This window comes from Paraburkholderia phymatum STM815 (assembly GCF_000020045.1).
In the GTDB taxonomy this organism is placed as follows: Bacteria; Pseudomonadota; Gammaproteobacteria; order Burkholderiales; family Burkholderiaceae; genus Paraburkholderia; species Paraburkholderia phymatum.
The window spans coordinates 720,246-738,118 of the sequence record NC_010625.1; the positions used below are offsets into that span (position 1 = coordinate 720,246).

12 protein-coding genes and 6 pseudogenes are annotated in these 17,873 nt (G+C 62.2%); 12 read left to right on the plus strand and 6 right to left on the minus strand.

Annotation, left to right across the window (positions count from 1 at the left end):
• The first annotated feature begins 37 nt into the window (after positions 1 to 37).
• From BPHY_RS30745 to BPHY_RS30755, 3 genes are read left to right on the plus strand one after another with little or no spacing between them, the layout of a single operon-like run.
• On the plus strand, positions 38 to 1,381 hold the full coding sequence (locus BPHY_RS30745; protein WP_012405377.1) for an aspartate aminotransferase family protein: 1,344 nt from the start codon (positions 38 to 40) through the stop codon (positions 1,379 to 1,381).
• Between the two features lie 10 nt (positions 1,382 to 1,391).
• Positions 1,392 to 3,188 carry an IlvD/Edd family dehydratase gene (locus tag BPHY_RS30750; protein ID WP_012405378.1) on the plus strand — a complete coding sequence of 599 codons (1,797 nt, stop codon included), beginning with the start codon at positions 1,392 to 1,394 and terminating at the stop codon, positions 3,186 to 3,188.
• A 10-nt stretch (positions 3,189 to 3,198) separates the two neighbouring features.
• On the plus strand, positions 3,199 to 3,969 hold the full coding sequence (locus BPHY_RS30755; RefSeq protein WP_012405379.1) for an SDR family oxidoreductase: 771 nt from the start codon (positions 3,199 to 3,201) through the stop codon (positions 3,967 to 3,969).
• A gap of 215 nt (positions 3,970 to 4,184) precedes the next feature.
• Here the strand turns inward: BPHY_RS30755 and BPHY_RS30760 are convergent, their stop codons facing one another.
• Positions 4,185 to 5,141: a GlxA family transcriptional regulator gene (locus tag BPHY_RS30760; RefSeq protein WP_012405380.1), complete on the minus strand. Its 957-nt coding sequence runs from the start codon at positions 5,139 to 5,141 to the stop codon at positions 4,185 to 4,187.
• A 219-nt stretch (positions 5,142 to 5,360) separates the two neighbouring features.
• Between BPHY_RS30760 and BPHY_RS30765 the strand changes: the two genes are divergently transcribed.
• The 4 genes from BPHY_RS30765 (at position 5,361) to BPHY_RS30780 (ending at position 8,034) form a co-directional block, all read left to right on the plus strand.
• On the plus strand, positions 5,361 to 6,347 hold the full coding sequence (locus BPHY_RS30765; RefSeq protein WP_012405381.1) for a nitrilase-related carbon-nitrogen hydrolase: 987 nt from the start codon (positions 5,361 to 5,363) through the stop codon (positions 6,345 to 6,347).
• Between the two features lie 116 nt (positions 6,348 to 6,463).
• Entirely contained in the window at positions 6,464 to 7,006 is a 543-nt protein-coding gene (locus BPHY_RS30770) for a carbonic anhydrase (RefSeq protein WP_012405382.1), read from the plus strand.
• Positions 7,007 to 7,135: 129 nt separating this feature from the next.
• Positions 7,136 to 7,492, plus strand: coding sequence for an NmrA family NAD(P)-binding protein (locus BPHY_RS30775; protein WP_208459160.1), 357 nt, complete (start codon positions 7,136 to 7,138; stop codon positions 7,490 to 7,492).
• 203 nt (positions 7,493 to 7,695) lie between these two features.
• Positions 7,696 to 8,034, plus strand: coding sequence for a hypothetical protein (locus tag BPHY_RS30780; RefSeq protein WP_012405384.1), 339 nt, complete (start codon positions 7,696 to 7,698; stop codon positions 8,032 to 8,034).
• 94 nt (positions 8,035 to 8,128) lie between these two features.
• Here the strand turns inward: BPHY_RS30780 and BPHY_RS30785 are convergent, their stop codons facing one another.
• The 3 genes and pseudogenes from BPHY_RS30785 to BPHY_RS30795 all read right to left on the minus strand — a co-directional run bounded on the left by BPHY_RS30785 (position 8,129) and on the right by BPHY_RS30795 (position 11,275).
• The gene (locus BPHY_RS30785) at positions 8,129 to 9,910 is read right to left on the minus strand and encodes a Rieske (2Fe-2S) protein (RefSeq protein ID WP_012405385.1); all 1,782 of its coding nucleotides are present in this window, start codon (positions 9,908 to 9,910) and stop codon (positions 8,129 to 8,131) included.
• 25 nt (positions 9,911 to 9,935) lie between these two features.
• On the minus strand, positions 9,936 to 10,352 hold the full coding sequence (locus tag BPHY_RS30790; RefSeq protein WP_012405386.1) for a helix-turn-helix domain-containing protein: 417 nt from the start codon (positions 10,350 to 10,352) through the stop codon (positions 9,936 to 9,938).
• Positions 10,353 to 10,370: 18 nt separating this feature from the next.
• Positions 10,371 to 11,275: pseudogene (locus BPHY_RS30795) on the minus strand (S1C family serine protease).
• 301 nt (positions 11,276 to 11,576) lie between these two features.
• Between BPHY_RS30795 and BPHY_RS30800 the strand changes: the two are divergent.
• Together BPHY_RS30800 and BPHY_RS30805 are read left to right on the plus strand one after the other, a co-directional pair.
• Positions 11,577 to 11,846, plus strand: a pseudogene (locus BPHY_RS30800) (MoaD/ThiS family protein).
• A gap of 144 nt (positions 11,847 to 11,990) precedes the next feature.
• A pseudogene (locus tag BPHY_RS30805) lies at positions 11,991 to 13,123 on the plus strand (WD40/YVTN/BNR-like repeat-containing protein).
• A 143-nt stretch (positions 13,124 to 13,266) separates the two neighbouring features.
• On the opposite strand, the pseudogene BPHY_RS43435 reads toward BPHY_RS30805, so the two are convergent.
• Positions 13,267 to 13,383: pseudogene (locus tag BPHY_RS43435) on the minus strand (NUDIX hydrolase); the annotation flags it as partial.
• A 329-nt stretch (positions 13,384 to 13,712) separates the two neighbouring features.
• On the opposite strand from BPHY_RS43435, the gene BPHY_RS30810 reads away from it, so the two are divergent.
• Together BPHY_RS30810 and BPHY_RS30815 are read left to right on the plus strand one after the other, a co-directional pair.
• Positions 13,713 to 14,723, plus strand: a complete 1,011-nt coding sequence (locus tag BPHY_RS30810) for an IS110 family RNA-guided transposase (protein ID WP_012405387.1) — start codon at positions 13,713 to 13,715, stop codon at positions 14,721 to 14,723.
• 338 nt (positions 14,724 to 15,061) lie between these two features.
• Positions 15,062 to 15,667 (plus strand): annotated as a pseudogene (locus BPHY_RS30815) (ISNCY family transposase); the annotation flags it as partial.
• Positions 15,668 to 16,013: 346 nt separating this feature from the next.
• On the opposite strand, the pseudogene BPHY_RS42935 reads toward BPHY_RS30815, so the two are convergent.
• Positions 16,014 to 16,280, minus strand: a pseudogene (locus tag BPHY_RS42935) (HU family DNA-binding protein).
• A 174-nt stretch (positions 16,281 to 16,454) separates the two neighbouring features.
• Between BPHY_RS42935 and BPHY_RS30820 the strand changes: the two are divergent.
• On the plus strand, positions 16,455 to 17,864 hold the full coding sequence (locus tag BPHY_RS30820) for a NarK family nitrate/nitrite MFS transporter (RefSeq protein ID WP_012405389.1): 1,410 nt from the start codon (positions 16,455 to 16,457) through the stop codon (positions 17,862 to 17,864).
• Positions 17,865 to 17,873: the final 9 nt, after the last annotated feature.

Here is a 17,873-nt window from a genome sequence, read left to right on the forward strand (position 1 = left end):
TATTCAGCAACAGATCCCGAATGAATCAGGAATGCATATGTCGATAACCAACGTGTTGCCATCGCAGCCGGATGTGGCCGAACTCACGCGCGCGGCTTCACTCGCCTCGGGTGCGTTCGCAAAGTCGAACCCCAAAAGTGAAGCGGCGCATCTTGAAGCCTTATCCGTCATGCCGGGCGGCAATACCCGTTCCGTGCTGTTTTTTTCGCCGTTCCCATTGACGATCGCGCGCGGCGAGGGCAAGCGCTTGTGGGACGTAGACGGTCACGCCTATACAGACTTCCTCGCCGAGTACACGACGGCGATGTATGGCCATAGTCACCCCGTTATTCGCGCAGCCATTGTCGAGGCACTCGATAACGGTCTCAATCTGACGGGCCACAATACGCTGGAAGTGCCGCTTGCGCGTCTGTTGCAAGAACGTTTCGATTCCGTCGAATCACTGCGATTTACGAACTCAGGTACTGAGTCAAACCTGATGGCCATTGCCGCATCGCTCATCTTCACGGGACGCAAGAAGGTCATCGCTTTCAAGGGCGGTTATCACGGCGGGGTTCTCACTTTCGGTAGCGGCAATAGCGCGGTGAATGTGCCGCACGATTTCGTCGTTGCGCCGTACAACGATCTGAGCGCCGTTGAAGCCGCCTTCGCTGCACACGGGGACGATATCGCCGCGGTTATCGTCGAGCCGATGCAGGTTGCAGGTGGATGTATCGTCGGCGAACCTGAATTCCTTAAGGGATTGCGAGCGCTGACACAACGGCACGACGCGTTGCTGATTCTCGACGAAGTCGTGACGTCGCGCCTGTCGGGCGGCGGACGGCAGGCGTTGCTCGGCATCCGTCCCGACCTCACGACATTCGGCAAATACATTGGCGGCGGCATGTCGTTCGGCGCGTTTGGCGGCCGCAAGGATGTGATGGCGCAGTTCGATCCGCGCTTGCCCGGCGCCACGCCGCACGCAGGTACGTTCAACAACAACGTGCTGTCGATGGCGGCCGGATACGCGGGCCTTTCGCGTCTCTATACGCCGGGCGCTGCCGCTGCGCTCAACGAAAAAGGCGAGCGGCTGCGGGCGCGAATCAACGGGTTGTGCCGCGAACGCCAAGTCCAGATGCAGTTCACAGGCATCGGGTCGCTGATGAATCTGCATGCCGGCACTCAACCGATCCATTCCGTCGACGACCTCAGCGAGGCCGACGCGCCGCTCAAAGATCTGTTCTTCTTTCACATGATTGAACGTGGATGCTACGTCGCGCGCCGCGGCTTCATCGTGCTGACGCTGGCACACGACGAAGGCGATCTGCGACGTCTCGAAGAAGCGGTGACGTCGTTCATCGACCGATATGCAGCGCTGCTGCGCACCCGATACGCAGCCTGAGGAGAAAGCGTTGACATCTGATCAGTCAGCACGCGCGCCGAGGCCGCTGCGCAGCCGCCGCTGGTTCGACAACCCATCGAACCCCGGCATGACTGCGCTGTATCTCGAGCGCTACATGAACTTCGGCATTACGCGCGAAGAGTTGCAGTCGGGCAAGCCGATCGTTGGAATCGCGCAGACAGGCTCCGATCTCGCGCCGTGCAATCGACACCATATCGAGCTTGCAAAACGCGTGCGCGACGGCATCCGCGACGCGGGCGGCATTCCGCTCGAGTTTCCTGTTCATCCGGTTCAGGAAACCGGCAAGCGGCCGACGGCGGCACTCGATCGCAATCTGGCCTATCTCGGGCTGGTCGAAGTACTGCATGGCTACCCGCTAGACGGCGTGGTACTCACGACAGGTTGCGACAAGACCACGCCCGCCTGCCTGATGGCCGCTGCGACCGTCAACATTCCGGCGATCGTGCTCTCCGGTGGTCCGATGCTCGACGGCTGGTATCAGGGGAAACTGGTGGGCTCCGGCACCGTCGTGTGGGAGGCGCGCAAGGAAGTCGCGAGAGACGAACTCGATTACGCGGCGTTCATGGAGAAGGTCGCGGCGTCGGCACCGTCGGCGGGGCACTGCAATTCGATGGGCACGGCGCTTTCGATGAATTCGCTCGCCGAAGCACTCGGCATGTCGTTGCCCGGTTGCGCGTCGGTGCCTGCGCCGTATCGCGAGCGCGGCTGGTTTGCGTACGAGACGGGCAAACGGATTGTGCAGATGATCGGCGAAAATCTCAGGCCGTCGGACATCATGACGCGCAAGGCCTTCGAAAACGCAGTGGCCGTCGCAGCCGCGATTGGTGCTTCGTCGAATTGCCCGATCCACATGATCGCGATCGCCCGACACATGGGCGTAGCCCATTCGCTCGATGACTGGCAGCGCGTCGGTGCCGACATTCCTTTGCTTGTCGATTGCCAGCCTGCGGGACGTTTCCTCGGCGAAGCATTTCATCGTGCTGGTGGTGTGCCGGGCGTGATGAGGGAATTGCTCGCCGCGGGCCGGTTGCACGGCGGCGAAATGACAGTCACCGGGCGGGTGCTGGCGGAGAATCTGGCGCAGGTCGCTGAGCCGGATCGTGAAGTGATCCGGGCATTCGATGCGCCGCTCAGGCCCGCAGGCGGCCACATCGTGCTCGGCGGGAACCTGTTCGACAACGCTGTGATGAAAGTCAGCGTCATCGACGCACGGTTTCGTGAGCGCTTCCTGTCGAATCGCGGCGATCCGGATGTATTCGAAGTCACGGCTGTGGTCTTCGAAGGCCCGGAGGACTATCACGCACGGATCGACGATCCCGCGCTTGCAATCGACGAAAACTCCATGCTGGTCATGCGGAACTGCGGACCCGTCGGTTATCCGGGCGGCGCCGAAGTGGTCAACATGCAGCCGCCCGCAGCATTGATCCGTCGCGGCATCGACACGCTGCCGACGATGGGAGACGGGCGCCAGAGTGGCACTTCGGGGAGTCCGTCGATTCTGAATGTATCGCCGGAAGCTGTGTTAGGCGGCGGGCTGGCGCTGCTGAAAACGGGCGACCGGCTGCGTGTCGATCTGAAGATGCGTCGCGTCGATCTGCTGGTCTCCGATGATGAACTCGCTGCGCGCCGGGCCGCGTGGTCTGCGCCGTCGCTGCCCAATCAGACACCCTGGGAGGAAATGTATCGAAGCATGGTGGGTCAGCAGGGCAACGGCGCGTGTCTCGAACCGGCGACCCTGTTTCTCAACATTATCGAGTTGCGCGGCGAATCGCGCGATAACCACTGACGGGGCGAGCATGAGTCAGACAAACCGGACGCAGATGCCGCGCGTGGCTATCGTGACAGGCGCGGGGTCGGGCATCGGCAAGGCGGCGGCGCTCGAATTGCTGAGGGACGGATGGGCGGTTGCGCTGCTCGGCAGACGTATCGAGCCGTTGCGGGAGATCGCCAGTGACGATGCGTTCGAAGAGCGCGCATTCGCCGTGTCGTGCGATGTGTCCGATCCGCTTGCGGTCACAACATCGTTTGACGCCGTCGTTGCGCGTTTCGGGCGGATCGATCTGCTGTTCAACAATGCGGGCGTTGGCAATCCGCCAGGTTCGTTTGAAACGTGGACGCCCGAACAATGGCGCGGCACTGTCGACGTCAACCTCAACGGCATGTTTTACTGTTTGCAGAGAGCGTTCAGGATCATGTCGACGCAAACCCCGCGTGGCGGCCGCATCATTAACAACGGGTCATTGTCGGCCTGGGTGCCGCGACCGAATTCGATCGCCTACACGGCCACGAAGCACGCTGTGACGGGCCTGACGCGCTGCGCCGCGCTCGATGGGCGTGCGTACGACATTGCCGTGGGCCAGATCGACGTGGGCAATGCGCACAGTACCCTTGCCGGGCCTATGGCGCACGGGGTTCCGCAGGCTAATGGGCAACTGGCAGCTGAACCGCTGATCGGCGCGGAAATCGTGGGGCGTTCGGTGGCGCATATGGCGAACTTGCCGCTCGATGCGAATGTGCTTTTTCACACCGTGATGGCGACGAAAATGCCATTTGTCGGGAGGGGATGACGCATCACCTCATATGATTTCGGATGTAGACGCAATCATGATCGGCAGGTCGGTACGACCGATGGGTCAGTTCTCGCTGCAGTCGGATGAGTACTTGCGGCCAATTCCGACGCTCGTCATCGCTGCGACGCTGACGCGTGACCGTCTCCTTCGCTCGAACATCGGCCATCTTTGGGTGAGCCACGCGAGGGCCAAGCCCGCTACACCAAGCGACTTCAGTTGCCGGTGGCGGGTTCCGCCCGGGCGCTCCTGCGCAGGATGTCGGCGGGTACGCCATACGTTCGGACGAACGCGCGGCGCATCCGTTCCCGGTCCGCGAAACCCGTTTCCTGCGCCACCACGTTAATCGTATGGCGGCCTTGCTCGATCATGAATCTCGCTGCTTCCAGACGAAGCTGTTCGACAGCTTTGGCAGGCGACTGACCAGTCTCCGCGACGAATGCGCGGCTGAACTGGCGAGGGCTGAGGTTCGCCACTTCCGCAAGTTCTTCGATGGTGAGTGGATTGCGCAGGTTACGGCGAATGTGCGCGACGACCCGTTCGATCCGATCGGATTTCGGCGTCATGTCCAGCAGTGCGGAATGCTGCATCTGACCACCCAATCGACGCTGATTCATGACGAGAAGCCTGGCAACCATTTTCGCGGCATCGGGGCCGAGGTCGTTGTCGAGCAACGCCAGGGCGAGATCGATCCCCGCCGTCATTCCCGCTGAAGTCCAGAATGGACCGTCGTTGACAAATATCCGGTCTTCTTCTGTGCGGACATTGGGGAAGCGCGCCCTGAATTCGGACGCGTGAGCCCAATGCATGGTGGCGCGTCTGCCATCCAGAAGTCCCGCCTCGGCGAGGACAAACGCGCCACTGCAGATCGAGGTGATCCGTCTGGATGCTTTGGCCGCCTTTTTCACGAATGCAACTACAGCAGCATCGGGAGCGGGCATCTTCATTTCAGTGATTGAGCCCACGATGACCGTGTCGAATGCCGGATCGCCAAACACCTCCGTTTCCAGTCTCATTCCGCCCGAAGATACGACGGGACCGCCGTGTTCGGACAGGAGATGGACTTCGTAGCACGCGCCTCTGGGCGGCATGTTCGCGATCTCGAATACCGTAAGAGCCGCGAGGCTCATCATCTGAAATCGTTTCGGCACGATGAAGCCAATCCGGTGCATATCTGGTCCCTGCCGTCCGCAATGTGAACGTAGTGTGAATGAGCGCCGTCCGGATCGAAATCCCGGATAGCAGACGGGTGAGTCTGGTAGTGAGCTTACTGCGCTCCGGCGACGGATGTCATGAATGGTGGCAACAACGACATGGTGCGTAGTGGCGCGCGACGTTAAGGTACGAGCACTTCTCTTACCCGCATCGCAGCCAGCGAAAGGAACACCATCATGTCGAAAATCATCCGCGCCGCAGCCGTCCAGATCGCGCCTGTCCTCTATAGCCGGGAAGGCACTGTCGACAAAGTCGTCAGAAAGATTCTCGAACTGGGCAGGCAGGGCGTCCAGTTTGCGACGTTCCCCGAAACCATCGTTCCCTATTATCCGTACTTTTCGTTCATCGAATCGCCATTCGCCATGGGCGCCGAGCATTACAAACTGCTCGAGCAGGCGGTGACCGTCCCGTCGGATACCACTCGCGCAATCGGCGACGCGGCGCGCCAGGCCGGAATGGTGGTGTCGATCGGCGTCAATGAACGCGACGGCGGCACGATCTATAACACGCAACTGCTGTTCGATGCCGACGGCACGCTCGTGCAGCGCCGCCGGAAGCTTTCGCCGACTTATCACGAACGAATGGTCTGGGGAATGGGCGATGGCTCAGGCCTGCGCGCCATCGACACGGCAGTGGGCCGGGTTGGCCAGTTGGCCTGCTGGGAGCACTACAACCCGCTCGCACGCTACGCGCTGATGGCCGACGGCGAGGAAATCCATTCGGCGATGTATCCGGGTTCGTTTGCCGGTGATCTTTTCTCGGAGCAGATTTCCGTGAACATCCGCCAGCACGCGCTGGAGGCGGGCGCATTCGTGGTCAACGCGACCGCCTGGCTGACGCCCGAACAGCAACAGCAGATTCTGCAGGATACCAACACAACCCAGATTGGCCCGATCTCCAGCGGCTGTTTCACCGCCATCATTTCGCCGGAGGGCGAGTACATGGGTGGCGCGCCGCTGCGCGAAGGAGAGGGCGAGATCATCGCCGATCTGGATTTCTGGCAGATCGACAAGCGCAAACGCATGATGGATTCGCGAGGTCATTACAGCCGTCCCGACGTGCTTGGGCTGGTGATCGACCGCACACCGAAGCTGCATGTCATCGAGCGATCGGTGCGCGCAGTGGGTGAAGAGCCGGCCAGCGATCTGGAAGAGTTCGCCTGAGCCGCGTGTGAAAAACGCGCGATACCGTCGTCGAGTGCGCATCGCGCGAGTGTGATGCGCGAGACGCACGACATTCAACCAGGCCACTTCGAGCCAACAACGCAGGAGTAAGCAAAATGGACTTCAACGATGTCATGCTGGAGCGCAACGCCGACTTCGCAAACACCGCGTTCGCCCCCGAACTGAAGATGATGCCATCGACGGGAACGGTCGTCGTCGGCTGTGTCGATCCTCGCGTCGATCCCGCCGACGTGCTGGGTTTGAAGCAGGGTGAGGCGGCTGTCATTCGCAATGTCGGTGGCCGGGTCAACAAGCCGCTGCTCGAAACGCTTGCTGTGTTGAGCGTCGTCGCGAAAGCAGCAGGACGGCCCGACGGTGCACGCAATCTCGTCCTGCTCCAGCACACCGATTGCGGGATCATCGGCTGCCACAAGCACGCACCCGCGTTGCTAGCGAAGCATCTCGGCGTAGAGACGGACGCGCTCGATGAACTTCGTATCACGGAACCATACGAGGCTGTGGTGCTCGATGTCGCCGCACTCCGCGCGAACAGCAACCTTCCCGATAACCTGATCGTGTCGGGGCTGGTGTACGACGTCAAAACAGGCATCATCAAGACCGTGGTTCCTCCCGCGCCTTTGCGTGAGACTGCAGGCTGAGAACCGGCTGGATGTAAGAGCCGGCACCGCTGGGCCTTTCCTGAAGGATCGCCACTGTCCTACACTTCGACGAACGAAAAGCGTCGCATACCGCTTCACATTCCAACCTGGAGTATGAGACGAAGCACGATGGGTATCTGGTTACGGGCGCTACCGGTGCAACGGGCGGTGCCGCTATCGAGGAACGGCTATCGAGGGGCGCACACGCGCGCCCTGGTCCATCGCGACGACGAGCGCGCCGCTTCGTTGCGCACAAGCGACGTCGAAGTCGTTGTGGGCGATCTGCTCGACAGTCATGCGGTTCAGGCAGCGCTACGAGGCGTGACGGGTGCCTACTTCGTGTACCTGATCATGCAATCGCAACTCGTCGATGCGACCGCCTATTTTGCGCACGCTGCGAAGCTCGCAGGCGTTCGCTCGATCGTCAACATGTCGCAGATTTCCGCGAGCGCCGATGCTCGGAGCCATGCATCGCTCGAGCACTGATATGGCGAGCGCATATTCAATTGGTCCGATATTCCAGTCACGCGTCTGCGGCCGACATTCTTCATGGAATGACTGAGCTATGGGTTTCAGCGCTCGCAGATCGCGAACCATGACCCGGAGGTCAACGGATTCGCACGGCTGTGATGCATCGGATCTTTTCCTGTCTGCCGGAACTTTCATGATAAACGCCGTCCCGTTGAACTATGAAATCCCTCGCTCGGCGCAAACGCAAACGCTTTTACGTTCTGGATGAGAAGAACAGGCCTGTCGAGGTGTTCGACTTCAGCGAGTGGTCGCGCTGGATGTCCGAGAACGAGCAGATTTTTCGCCGCACGTTGCTGAAAGAATCCGGTGTGATAGTCACGACCCGCTTTCGCGGTGTGTCGGAAACGGGCGCCGGAGAGGCCCTGCTGTTCGTGACCCGTATTGCCGGAAAGCAGGCACAAGACAACGAGAGCTACGGAGCGCCTACGCTCGACGAGGCGATGGAGCAGCATGAGCGCATCGTGCAAAAAATCCTCCGGATGCTGACCGGGCGGTGATCACCACAACGCGGCAATGCGCTGCGATCGTAGTCGTGCGTCGCTGAGCAACATGGTGTCCGCGCGACGGGAACGCGGCGTACCTCATGTGCCGTCACGACGCTCTATCTCCCTGATGTAGTTCGCCGCCCCGCATCAAGCGCCGGGCGATGTCGGCCGTTTGTAGCGTCCCGCGCTCGGTCGGCGAATGGGCCGCGAGATAGCGGGCGACCGCAATCAGAATATGCCGGCCCTCACCCGAATTGCCCCACGCAGTGAATTGCCGCACGCCAGCCTCGAGCATCTGATAGGCGTGGAAGCCCGCATCTTCGCGCAGCACCGCAAAGGCAAGCGTCGCGATTAGCGCCTGTGGCGGATGGCCGAGCGTGAGATGCCGCGCCACCAGCCTTGCCGCAAGATCAACCTGTCGCTGCCGGTCGAAGGCGTCGAGCAAGGCGGTGCGGATCGTCTGCTCATCGGCAGGAAGGTCGTCGAGCCGATCGTCGTCGTCGCCCGGGATGCGGGCGGGTGGCACGTTCAGATATCGGGCAAGGTAAAGCGCCATCGCGCCGTGCACTATGCCGCGGACCGTCGTGACGCAATCGTCGATGCCGGCCGTCCCGATCCGCCTGAGCATCTGGTGGACCGCGTTGGCATGAGTAAAGACGTGGTGCGCCGTCTCCCAGTCGGCGTGCTCGTTGGCATTGCCGAAGCGGGCCACGCGCAGCGCCGCTGCGTAGGCGAGGGATTGTCCCAGGTCAGCAGGCGCGGCGCCTGCGCGGATCGCCGTCTTCAGCGCATCGATGATCTTCGCTGGATCGTCGCCGAGCATTTCCCGGGCGAGTGCCGCGTGGTTCGACCAACCTCGCAAGTTGCGTCCCGCTGCGAAAAGTTGCGAAATCTGGCTGGCTGATTCGTCACACAGCGCAACAAGATCAACGGGCTGGCGCCAGGCGGTCGATTCGTCGGCGCCGCGTGCGGCCACCATCTGGGCGACGACGGCTGGCAGCAAAGCTGACGCATGCTGCCAGCCGATAATGTCGAGGCACTCGAACGCCTTGTTGACGAAGTCGAGCGCATGACCGGTGTCGGCGAACGCCCGTTCGGTCCCGGCCGAAAGCAGGGCGTCGGCCAGCACGGCTGGCGGGAGATCTGCGGCAATCGCGGTCAACAGGGTGCGCTCGGCGGCCTCGCGATGGCGCACGTTTGTCCAGAGGCGCAGCCAACGCTGGAGCGCGGCTGCTTGCGGCCGGCTTCCAAGCGGCGTACGTTCCCGCCGCGGCGCCTCGCCATCGCAGTCCGCCGCTACACGACGCGCGCACTGGAACAGGGCGAGATAGACGTCGTCCGCTGGCAGCATGGGCAACAGATTGGCCAGCGCCGTCAGTATCGTCAGACCGACACCCCAGCCGTCACGGTTCTGCGCCCCGAACAGCGCAATCTGCCGCACGATGTCGGCCACGGGTACGTCGGCCGCAAGCTGGCCATGCACCGCCTTGGCGATGACGAGTCCGAGGTCGTGTGCGAGGCCGTCCGCAAGCCGCCGATGCCAGTGCGCTGCGGCATCGGCATGGCCGAACGTAGCCGTCACCCAGACGTCGCCGTTGCGCACCTCGACCGCGCAGCCCGGTACATCGTCAGCCCAGAGATCGAAGGTGCAGCCGCTTTCCAGATCGAAGCGGGCGTGGTGCCAATGACAGGTCAAGATGCCGTCGTCGACAGTGCCGCGCTCGAGCGGGAAGCCCATGTGGGGGCAACGATTATCGAGGGCGAAGACGCGCCCGCGGTCGTAGATGACCAGGATTGGGCGATGGCCGCCTTGCACCACGAGTCGGCCCTTTGCCTTCAGCTCTTCAAGGCTTCCCACGAGCACGAATTCGTTATCCGATGCATCCATGCGCATACCTCCCGCATTCGTCTCTTCATTGACGTTGCAGACACGCCCAGTCTCCTGTCGACATAAGCATACGCTCATGCAAAACGCGAAAAGCGCGAGCGATGCGCGTGCCTCGCTTGGCCATCGCGATGCCACGCAAGGCGTCAAGGGTCCAGTCGCTGTCCATGTCGTCGATCAACAGAACGAGCGCCGGTGGCGCGTGCGCGTGGTCGAATGCCGTCTTGAGCGCATCGCCCGCTTCGGGCTCCGCATCCGTCACGACCACATCCGGCGCCGAATGGGCGAGGCAATCGCCGAGCGCGTCGGCGTCGGCTGCGCTGCCCGCGAACCCGAGTGCCGGGCTACCCTCGACAAGCGCTTGCAGGCTTCCGCGCACCAGCGGCGATTCCGCGATCACCGCAACCCGCATGGGCGCCATGTGTGCCATCTGTTCACCCGGCATTTCATCGCGTCCCGGACCTCACCGGCATGAATTCCGTTGAGGTCGTTCGCCGACGGTGAGCGAACACTCGTGGCGTTTGCCGCCCCGCATCAACGCGATTTTCAGCTGCTGTCCAATGCTTGCAGAAGCAAGCGCGATATGCACGTCGTCCATGTCGCTGCAAGGCTTGCCGTCGAGTTCGATCAGCACATCGCCGATGAGCACGCCTGCCTGTTCCGCAGGCCCACCCGGCGCCAGCGAATTGATCAGCAATCCGTGACTGGAAGGCAGATTCATTTCCTTGATCCACGCGTCCAGCAAGCTTACCTGCTGCGTGCCGACGCCGAGATAGCCTCGCGAGACGCGCCCTTTAGCGAGCAGTTCATCGATGACGCGCTCCACGGTCATCCCGGGAATCACGATGCCATAACCGCGCGCAAGCGCCGATGTGCAGATGCCCATGACCTGCCCGCGCACATCCGCGAGGGCCGCGCCGGAGAAGCCCGGGTGCAGACCACCATCTAGTCGCACGAACGCATCGAGCTGTCCGCCCCTCCAGGTGCGCCATGGACCACCCGTGCTGCCGATCACGCCAAATCGGCACTGGTGCCGAAACCGTCCGCCAGCGCGACGGCGAGCGCGAGATGACCTGGCTTGAGCGAGCGCGCATTGCCACACTCGACCGGGTCCAGGTCCACCCCGTCCATTTTCAGCACGGCGAGGTCGGTGCCGGCATCCCGGCCCGCGAGCGGTGCGGCGACCGAACGGCCTTCAGGCAGCGTGACTTCGATCCCGCCGTCATGCCTGATCGTGTGTGCCGCCGTGACGACGACACCATGTCGCCAGATTACTCCGCTTGACGGAATGCGATGCCGGCCGTGCACCGCAACGACGCTCCGTCCGACTCGTTCGACGATTCCTGCCAGATTGTCCGAGAGGTCCAGCAAAGGACTTGCGCCCGAGGATGTGGTTTCCATATCAAGTCTCCTGCCATTGCCATTCGCGACACGGCCCGCTTGTGCTCAAGCCGTCGCTCGCGCACCGGCCCTTTACGGATGGTGCTACGGCGACGGGTTCAGGATGGCAGAACAACAGCGGGCGATCACCAGCCGAACGGGTAGTCGGGCGGTTGCATTGCGGTCTTTATGCCGATCTTGTCCGATGCGGCGGGGGCCCCGATGCACGCGGCGGATCAGCTAAACTATTGAGCCAATAGACGCGGCCATTCCCGCGCCGTTTTTCGTCATGGCGCACATCTTCTTCGCTGCTTCGATTCAGCGGCATATCGCAACGCCCGAGCGCGAGATCGATGCTCGCACGCTAGGGGAAGCGTTCGCAGCCGTCTTCGCCGTGCAAGCACGATAGCGCGGCTATATCCTTGACGAGCAGGGCTCGCTGCGGCTGCATCTCGCTGTGTTCGTCGACGGCCGGCCCGTGCGCGACCGGCAACACCTGTCCGATGCTCTTGGCGGGGAAAGCCGTGTGTACGTCGTACAGGCGCTGTCGGGCGGATAAGAGGGTTCCATGCGTTCGATTCGTACTCAGGCTTTGCAAGGTTCCAGAGTAAGGCGCTGAAGCGCCGACGGGTTTGCATGGGACCGGACCACGCGCTAAAGCACCACGCCCGGATCGACACCTGTTTGACAGTAGGGACTCGACATGACGGATCGGTTGCTTGTCGCAACGAGCAAAGGGCTGTTCGTTTTGCAAGCCGATGGCAAGGGCGGCTGGACGCTCGGTGAACCGTACTTCGTCGGCGAGCCGGTGAGCATGGTGCTGCCTGATCCGCGTGACGGATCACTGTATGCCGCACTCAATCTCGGCCACTTTGGCGTGAAGCTGCATCGCCGGCGCGCGGGCGCGGCGGATTGGGAAGAGTGTGCGGTCCCTGTCTATCCGCTGCAGCCTGCCGACGAGACGGGTGCGGATGACGGCGCGAATGCGAGCGCCGCCGCGCCAAGCCCACCCGCCACGCCTTGGACGCTGCAGCAAATCTGGTCGCTCGAAACAGGCGGCCCGGATGAGCCAGGCGTCTTGTGGGCCGGCACGATTCCAGGCGGACTTTTCCGTTCCGACGATGGAGGCGACACGTGGGCGCTCAACCGCGCGCTGTGGGATCGCCCGGAGCGCCGCGAACGGTTCGGCGGCGGCTATGACGCGGCGGGCATCCATTCCGTGATGGTCGATCCGCGCGAGAGCCGGCGCGTGACGATCGGCGTGCCGTGCGGCGGCGTACGGCAAACCGATGACGGCGGCGCAACATGGCGCGTGAGTACCGAGGGCATGGAGGCGACTACATGCCCCCGGAGCGGCGCGGAGATGCCAACGTGCAAGACCCGCACCGCGTCGTGCAATGCCCGGCGAGCCCGGATGTGCTGTGGACACAGCATCACTGCGCGAGCTTCCGCTCGACCGACGGCGCAGCGCACTGGCAGCGGATCGAAGCGCAACCATCGAGCTTCGGGTTCGCGGTTGCCGTGCATCCGCGCGAGCCGGACACCGCGTGATTCGTGCCCGCCGTGAAAGACGAGTGCCGCATTCCGGTGGCCGGCCAGTTCGTCGTCACGCGCACACGCGACGGCGGCCGCACGTTCGAGCGTTTCTCGAACGGCTTGCCGGCTGCACCGGCGTATGACCTCGTGTATCGGCACGGGCTCGCTATGGACGACTCCGGCACGCGCCTCGCGATGGGGTCGACCACGGGCTCGCTATGGACGTCCGACGACAGTGGCGAAAGCTGGCATTTGCTTTCCGGGCATTTGCCGCCTGTGTATTGCGTCCGGTTTGGATGAGGGCGAGGGCCCGCTGAAAGCCAGAGTGCAGGCCTTGGCGGGTGGCGTGCCGCAAATTCGCGAAGCTGTGCGCGGTCCCCATTCCTGGACGCGACCCAATTGCCCTCTTTCTGCGGCCCGGTGACGACACCGATAGGCGATCCTCAGCAGAAATCCTTGCCGAGATACGCGGCGACCGCCGCTGTCAGCGCGATGCTGTGCAATTCCTCCGGCGATGCCAGATGCGTGGCGATAATCTCACGATTATCTAGCCGCAGCTCGCCCGATCCGCGTCGCTGTTCGGCTCGAAAAACTCCTCGCGCAGGCCGGTGAAGCAGTTGATGTGAACCGTCTTGGTACTGATATCGAAGACATCAACGCGGCGATCACCACCGCGAAGATGATAGGCCCCGAAATGTACCTTGCCACAAAAGTTGACATAATCTTAGTTATCAACATTTATGCTTGTAGCGGCCAGATGGTAATGTCCGTTTTTAGCCGCATAGATGGAATGGTCGCCTCCCGCCTTAACGGTCGTCCGGCGCCGCAGTCTCGCGTCCAGAGCATGCGACATTGCTGGTTCGGCAGTCCTGCCGCCAAGGAGAACCAGATGGAACCCACGACCATAGCCATCGACCTGAGCAAACGCGTTTTCCAGATTCACTATGTCGAGCCTGAGACCGGCGCGATTCACAGCAAGGCTCTCAAACGCGCCCAGCTCGTGCCGTTCTTCGCGAACCGGCCTGCGAGCCGTGTCGTCATGGAAGCCTGTGGCAGCGCCCATCACTGGGCCCGGGTTCTGGCACGGCTGGGCCACGACGTGCGGCTCATCGCCGCGCAGTTCGTGCGGCCCTTCGTGAAGTCGAACAAGAACGATGCAGCCGACGCCGCAGCGATCTGGGAAGCCGCACAGCGTCCCGGCATGCGGTTCGTAGCCGTCAAGACCGAAGGCCAGCAGGCCATGCTGGCGATGCATCGCATACGCCAGCAACTGGTCCGGATTCGCGTCATGCAGGTCAACCAGCTTCGTGGACTGCTCTATGAATTCGGCGTCGTGTTGCCGCAAGGCCGCCGGGCATCGATCGAAGCCGCCAAAGCCGCGCTGGCGTCACTGGCCGACGAGCTGCCAGCCATGCTGGCAGACAGCCTGCAGGACCAGCTTTCGAGACTTCGCGGACTCGACGAGCAGATCGCACGGATCGAGCAACGCATTCTCGATTGGCGCCGCAATGATGACGCATGCAAACGCATCTCGGAGATTCCTGGCGTGGGCGTGCTCACGGCGACCGCTGCGGTATCAGTCATCGGACAGGCAACGACGTTTCGCTCCGGGCGGGAGTTTGCCGCCTATCTGGGCCTGGTGCCACGACAGAACAGTTCTGGTGGCAAGATAAAGCTCGGCGGCATCAGCAAACGCGGAGACGTGTATCTGCGCACGCTGCTGATTCACGGCGCGCGATCGGTCATCGTGAGCTCAAGGCATTTGCCAGAGCGTTTGCGCCAGATGCTGTCCCGGCGTCCAACGAACGTCGTTGCTGTTGCACTTGCCAACAAGATGGCTCGCACGATCTGGGCATTGCTCGCATATGGTCGAACGTATCAGGCAGCACCCGCGCAGTGATCTCGCTTCAAAGTCTTTAATCCCCATTCACGGTTGCACAGGTGTATTGAACGATGGCAAGACAGGTTGGACCGCGCAAAGGCAAGCCTGAGACATTTCTCGGACCTTGAGTCCGTCGTTTAGATTAGGACCTTTGCGGCGAAATCCATCGGGGCCGGCGGGCATGCCCGCGATCGAGTCCGGATATAAGTCCGCAACCACCCTTCTCGCCACACACAATCACCTTGCAAATGGGAGGCGACCATATAAGAAATGTCCGCTTTTGATGCCGTCGTATGCTAGCCACCCGCCGTTTTCGGGCGCTCTAGACATCGACGGCTGTGACAGAACGGATAACAATGACAATGCGGGAACTGGACAGATTCAAGGTCATTCAGGATGTGACGGAGGGCCGGCTCAAGCCATGGCGTGCTGCCGAACGTCTGGGTCTGACGACGAGGCAAGTACGGCGGCTGGTGGCCCGATATCGCGAGTCTGGCGCTCCTGGACTGATCTCTCGCAAGCGCGGTATGCCCGGGAATCGGAGACTGGACGGAGAACTGACCCAACGTGCTCTGGCCATCGTCCGTGAGCGATACGCCGATTTCGGCCCGACCCTCGCGTGCGAGAAGCTGCGCGAATGTCACGGCATCCGGCTCGCGAAGGAAACCGTACGCAAGCTGATGACGGAAGCCGGGCTGTGGATACCGCGCCGGCAGCGCCCGCCGAAGGTCTACCAGCCACGGGCCCGGCGTGCGTGCCTGGGCGAACTGATCCAGATCGACGGCAGCGATCACCGCTGGTTCGAGGACCGGGCCCCCGCCTGTACGCTGCTGGTGTATGTCGACGATGCGACGAGCCGGTTGATGGCGTTGCATTTCACGGCGACCGAGTCGACCTTCAGCTGTTTCGAGGCGACAGGGACACAAAGCAGAGGGGCGCCATGCATAGCGGCCTCTAACCGGAATACTGCTCGGGAATGAAGGTCACATCCTGTGGCATTAACCTTTACGGGTGGCGGGCGTCTCGATTATCGCGTACCACTCGTCGGCCAGATCCACGACCGGTGTGTTGCGAGGCTGCAGCGCGCATAGACCTGTTTGGTATCCCGATATCCGTTAACAAGCATTACCTCAGAAATCCGGGCCACGAAAAATACCCACCGCCGAATGCGGCGGGCGGCCCAAAGGTCAGGGATGACCTGCATGTTTCGGAACCGAAAACATTGCGTGGAATCCGGCAACAGAGCAAGCCGCACGGCCTGAAAACGATCAGCTGACTTACAGGCTCGTCCGTCATGTCCGGCCGATATCACCCGGCATTGACGGCGTCCTTGAACGCCTTGCCTGCGGCGAACTGCGGCGAACTTGACGGTCTTCGGCCGCAGGACTCGTGATGGTCTCGCCGGTAGAAGGATTGCGCCCGGTGCGTTCAGCGCGGGGACCCGTCGAAAATGAGCCGAATCCGATCAACTGGACTGTCTCGCCGCCCGTGACTGCTGCCGTCTGTCACGGCTTCGAGAATGGCGTCAATAGCTTCGCCCGTGCTGGCCTTGCACGTCTTGATCGCGCCACACATAGTTCTTTAGAACTACCTCTCGCACACGTCGAGTCGTTCCAATGCCGTGTCTTCCCTGTACTTCAGGTGGATAGGCGACCGGGTGCTCACGGAACACAATCGTCACCATCCCAGCCCGGGCGGCCGCATTTCACAGCGGCTCGAAGGCAACGCGAACCGACCTGAGAGGACGATATGACTACCCGGCCCCTGTTATCTCATCGAGGCCAGACCATCCACATCTGGGCGCCCGAAGACAAGGCCTTTTGGCAGCGCGAAGGCGAAGCGATTGCGCGACTCAATCTGTGGATCTCGGTGCCTGCGCTATTCCTCGCATTTGCGATCTGGCAGGTCTGGAGCGTGGTGGCAGTCAGCCTGCCGTCGCTCGGCTTCCGATATTCAACCAATCAACTGTTCTGGCTAGCGGCGGCTCCCGCGCTAAGCGGCGCGACACTGCGCATCTTCTATTCGTTCATGGTTCCGCTCGTGGGCGGCCGCCGCTGGACCGCTCTCTCGACCGCGTCACTGCTGATTCCAGCGATCGGTATCGGCTTCGCCGTGCAAGACAATACGACGAGCTATCCCACCATGCTCACGCTTGCGTTGCTGTGCGGTTTCGGCGGCGGCAACTTCAGTTCCAGCATGGCCAACATCAGTTTCTTTTTTCCCAAAGAACGCAAAGGGTCCGCGCTCGGCGTGAACGCGGGTCTTGGCAACCTTGGTGTATCAGTCGTGCAGTTCCTGAGCCCACTCGTCGTCACCGCAGGGGTATTTGGCATCTTCGCGGGTGCGCCACAGACGGTCGGCAAGGGCTCGCAGATCGTCCACGTGTGGACGCAAAATGCCGCGTTCATCTGGGTGCCCTGGATTGCTCTGGCAGCGTTGGCCGCGTGGTTCGGCATGAACGATCTCGCCGAGGCGAAAGCGTCGTTCGCGGATCAGGCCGTGATCTTCCGCCGCCGCCACAACTGGCTGATGTGCATCCTTTACCTGGGAACCTTCGGTTCGTTCATCGGCTATGCAGCGGGTTTTCCGCTACTGATCAAGAGCCAGTTTCCGACGCTCGATGCGCTTGCCTACGCATGGGTCGGCCCCTTCGTCGGCGCGGCGGTCCGCCCGTTCGGCGGCTGGCTTGCGGACAAGCTGGGCGGCGCGCGCGTCACGCTATGGAATTTCGTCGTGATGGCGGGTGCGGTGGCCTGCGTGCTCGTTTTTCTACCGTCCGGACCGTCACACGGCAGTTTCGCAGGCTTCTTTGCAAGCTTTCTCGTTCTCTTCCTCACGACGGGCATCGGCAATGGTTCGACCTTTCGAATGATCCCGGTGATCTTCCTGAACACCAGACTGCAAGAGGTCGCCCCGTCCGACAAGGAAGCCGTGCAGCGCGCCACAAGGGAGGGCAACACCGAGGCCGCCGCCGCGCTCGGCTTCGCCGCCGCGATGGGCGCATACGGCGGCTTCTTCATTCCCAAGAGCTACGGCACCTCGATCTCGCTCACGGGCGGCCCCGAAGCCGCGCTCTACGTTTTCATCGCCTTCTACATCGTATGCATCGCACTGACCTGGTGGCACTACGCCCGTCGTCACGCCGCGATGCCCTGCTGACTCCGGAGC